We start from the raw sequence: 3,092 nt of genomic DNA, 5'->3' as shown, positions 1-3,092 counted from the left end.
GCGCTGGAAGCGCAGGATCCGGTCGAGCGTCTTGGGGCCGTAGCCGAAGGCCTCGTGGCAGCGCCGGCGCAGGCTGCGCTCGCTGATGCCGAGCCGGTCGCGCAGCGCCGCCAACCCCGCCTCCTCCGGCCCGCGGCCGAGCCGGCGGAAGACGAATGCCATCTCCGGCGCCGGCAATGCGATCCCCGGCGCCACGCGCGCCAGCCCGGCCTCGAGCCGGGCCATCCGATCCGCCACATCCCGCGCGTCGCCGATCCGCCCGGCCAGGTCGCGCGCCCAGGGGCGGCCGAACTCCGACAGGTCGAGCTGGCGGCCGGTGATCTCCGACATCGGCAGGCCGAGCCAGCGCGGCGCGGCACCGGGCCGGAAGCGGACCGCGACCACCGGATCGCCGGGCGGCAGCACGGGATGCGCGGCGGTGACGTCCGGCCCGGCCACCACCAGCTGGCCGCCGACCCACAGCAGGTCGACGCAGCCATCCGGCACCACCGCGACCGGCACGGCCGGCCCCCGCGGAATGCCATGGGTCCAGCGGCACAGCAGATGCGGCGCCAGCACCGGTACCGGCGGCGCCTCGCGGTAGAGGCCGGCGCGCTTGGCCAGGACCATGTCGCCGGGCCGCATCCCCGGTCCTAGTGCAGCTTCGCCGATTTCAGCGACCGGGCCCGGTCGGCCGACCTGATGCCGACGTCGAACACGTCGCCCTCGCGGTCCAGCGTCAGCGGCACCTCGACCCCGGCCTCGCCCAGCGCCCAGACGGCGCGGAAGAAGCCGGCCAGGTCGGACACCGCCTCGCCATCCACCGCCAGCACGGCGTCGCCCTCGCGCAGCCCCGCCCGCCGGGCCGGGCCGTTGCCGGCGAAGCCGACCACCACCACCCGGCCCTCATCCTCGGTCGCGAACAGGCCCAGCCAGGGGCGCGGCGGCGTGTCGACGCGGCCGAGCGTGCTCAGATCGTCGAAGATCGGCTGCAGCAGGTCGATCGGCACCACCATGTTCAGCGGCAGCACCCGCCCGTCCTCCGCCTGGTGCTGGATCTGAAGGGAGCCGATGCCCAGCAGGTGGCCGCCCGGGCCGATCACCGCGGTGCCGCCCCAATGCGGATGCGCGGGCGCGGTGAAGATCGCGTCGTCCAGCACATATTCCCAATAGCCCGCGAATTCCTGCCGGGCGACGATCCGCCCGGCCAGCGACCGCCGGCGGCCGCCGGCGCCCGCGATCACCACCTCGGTGCCGGGCGAGGCGTCGCGGCGATAGCCGGGCTTCAGCGCCCGCACGCCGAGCGGACCCAGCGCCTGCACCAGGCCGAGGCCGGTGCCCTGGTCGTAGCCCAGCACATGGCCGGGCACCACGCGGCCGTTGTTGGTGGTGAGCCACACCTCCTCGGCCTCGGTGATCAGGTAGCCGATGGTCAGGACGATGCCGTCGTCGCGGATCACCACGCCGTTGCCGGCCCTCTCGGTGCCCAGCGTGCCGGCGGTGTAGGCGTCGACCGGGACGCGCGCGGTCAGGCCGACCACGGCGTCGAGGGCGCGGTCGAGATCGTAGGCGTAGTCGTCGGGGTCGGGCTGCGCCCGCACGGGCACTTCCCAGTCGTCCGGTCCGAGGGCCATCGCGGCCTCCATGGGTATCGGGCGGGATAGTCCCCCGATTGTCCACGCCTTGGCGGGCCGGATGCAAGCCCCCAGACGGGAGGGGCCCGCCCGGCCTCGCGCCGGGGCTTGTGCCCCGCCCCCGATCGGCGACAGGGTGGCGCCGGGTTCGGATCGGGGGACACATGGCGAAGGCGGGCGCGGGGGAAACGCTGGGCCGGCGCGGCCGCAACCGGGCGCTGCTGGCCCGGCAGGGGCTGCTGCGGCGCTGGAGCATCGGCGCGGCCGAGGCGATCGAGCGGCTGGTCGGGATGCAGTCGCAATCGCCGACCGCGCCCTATGTCGGGCTGTGGAGCCGGCTGGAGCGGTTCGAGCTGGAGGATCTGGCCCGGCTGATCCGCGACCGCAAGGCAGTGCGCATCGCCCTGATGCGGTCGACCATCCACCTCGTCACCGCCCGCGACTGCCGGGCGCTGCGCCCGGTGCTGCAGGGGGTGCAGGAGCGGCTGCTGCTGGCCGGCACGCCCTATGGCAAGCAGCTCGCCGGGCTGGACCTGGAGGCGGTGGTGGCGGCCGGGCGGCGCCTGCTGGTCGACCAGCCGCGCACGGTGGAGGAGATGGGCCGGCTGCTGCAGAAACAGTGGCCGGACCGCGACGCCAAGGCGCTGGCCTATGCCATGCGCAACCTGGCGCCGCTGGTGCAGGTGCCGCCGCGCGGCCTGTGGGGCATCGGCGGCCTGCCGCTGTGCAGCACGGTGGAGAGCTGGCTGCGCCAACCGCTGGGCACCGACACGGCGCCGGAGCCGATGCTGCTGCGCTATCTCGCCGCCTTCGGCCCGGCCAGCGTGCCGGACATGCAGACCTGGTCCGGCCTGACCCGATTGCAGCCGGTGGTCGATGCGCTGCGGCCGCAGTTGGTGACCTTCAGCGACGAGGACGGCCGCGAGCTGTTCGACCTGCCCGATGCGCCGCGCCCCGGCGCGGACGTGCCGGCACCGCCGCGCTTCCTGCCGGAATACGACAACCTGCTGCTGTCCCATGCCGGGCGCGAGCATGTGATCGCGGACCGCCACAAGCCCCTGGTCTACGGCAACTTCATGCCGCCGGTGCTGCTGGTGGACGGGCTGGTGCGCGGCCGCTGGAAGGCCACCCAGGCGCGCGGCGCCGCGGTGCTGCGCATCGAGATGTTCGAGCCGCTGGCGAAACCGGAGACCGCCGCGGTGACCGAGGAGGGCGAGAGGCTGCTGGCACTGGTCTGCGAAGGCGCCAAAAGCCGCGAGGTGCGGATCGAGGCGGTGGCGTAGCAGGGTTCCGAATCCAGGCTTTTAAGACCCGAGCGTCCCTCCCCACTTCTGTCATTGCCGGGCTTGACCCACGGGTGTCCGGTTGAGGTTTCATGGTCACAGAAGGACGATTTGCCTTGGGTCTGAGCGTGGTGTGGGCTTTGCTCCGCTCAGGCGATCGATGGATCGTCGGTGCATGAGGTTGAGACGGACGAGA

3 protein-coding genes are annotated in these 3,092 nt (G+C 73.6%); 1 reads left to right on the top strand and 2 read right to left on the bottom strand.

Annotated elements, in window-relative coordinates; all coding sequences use genetic code 11:
• Together BWR60_RS35830 and BWR60_RS35825 are read right to left on the bottom strand one after the other, a co-directional pair.
• On the bottom strand, nt 1-624 hold a 624-nt coding region (locus BWR60_RS35830; RefSeq protein WP_088158101.1), incomplete at its 3' end, for a DUF6597 domain-containing transcriptional factor.
• Between the two features lie 8 nt (nt 625-632).
• Nucleotides 633-1,613, bottom strand: coding sequence for a S1C family serine protease (locus tag BWR60_RS35825; RefSeq protein WP_088158103.1), 981 nt, complete (start codon nt 1,611-1,613; stop codon nt 633-635).
• A gap of 164 nt (nt 1,614-1,777) precedes the next feature.
• Between BWR60_RS35825 and BWR60_RS35820 the strand changes: the two genes are divergently transcribed.
• Nucleotides 1,778-2,896, top strand: coding sequence for a winged helix DNA-binding domain-containing protein (locus BWR60_RS35820; protein ID WP_088158099.1), 1,119 nt, complete (start codon nt 1,778-1,780; stop codon nt 2,894-2,896).
• Nucleotides 2,897-3,092 lie beyond the last annotated feature (196 nt).

The organism is Inquilinus limosus (genome assembly GCF_002195995.1).
Classification (GTDB): domain Bacteria; phylum Pseudomonadota; class Alphaproteobacteria; order DSM-16000; family Inquilinaceae; genus Inquilinus; species Inquilinus limosus_C.
Note: the sequence above shows the minus strand (reverse complement) of the source record. Positions and strands in the feature narration are given on the sequence as shown.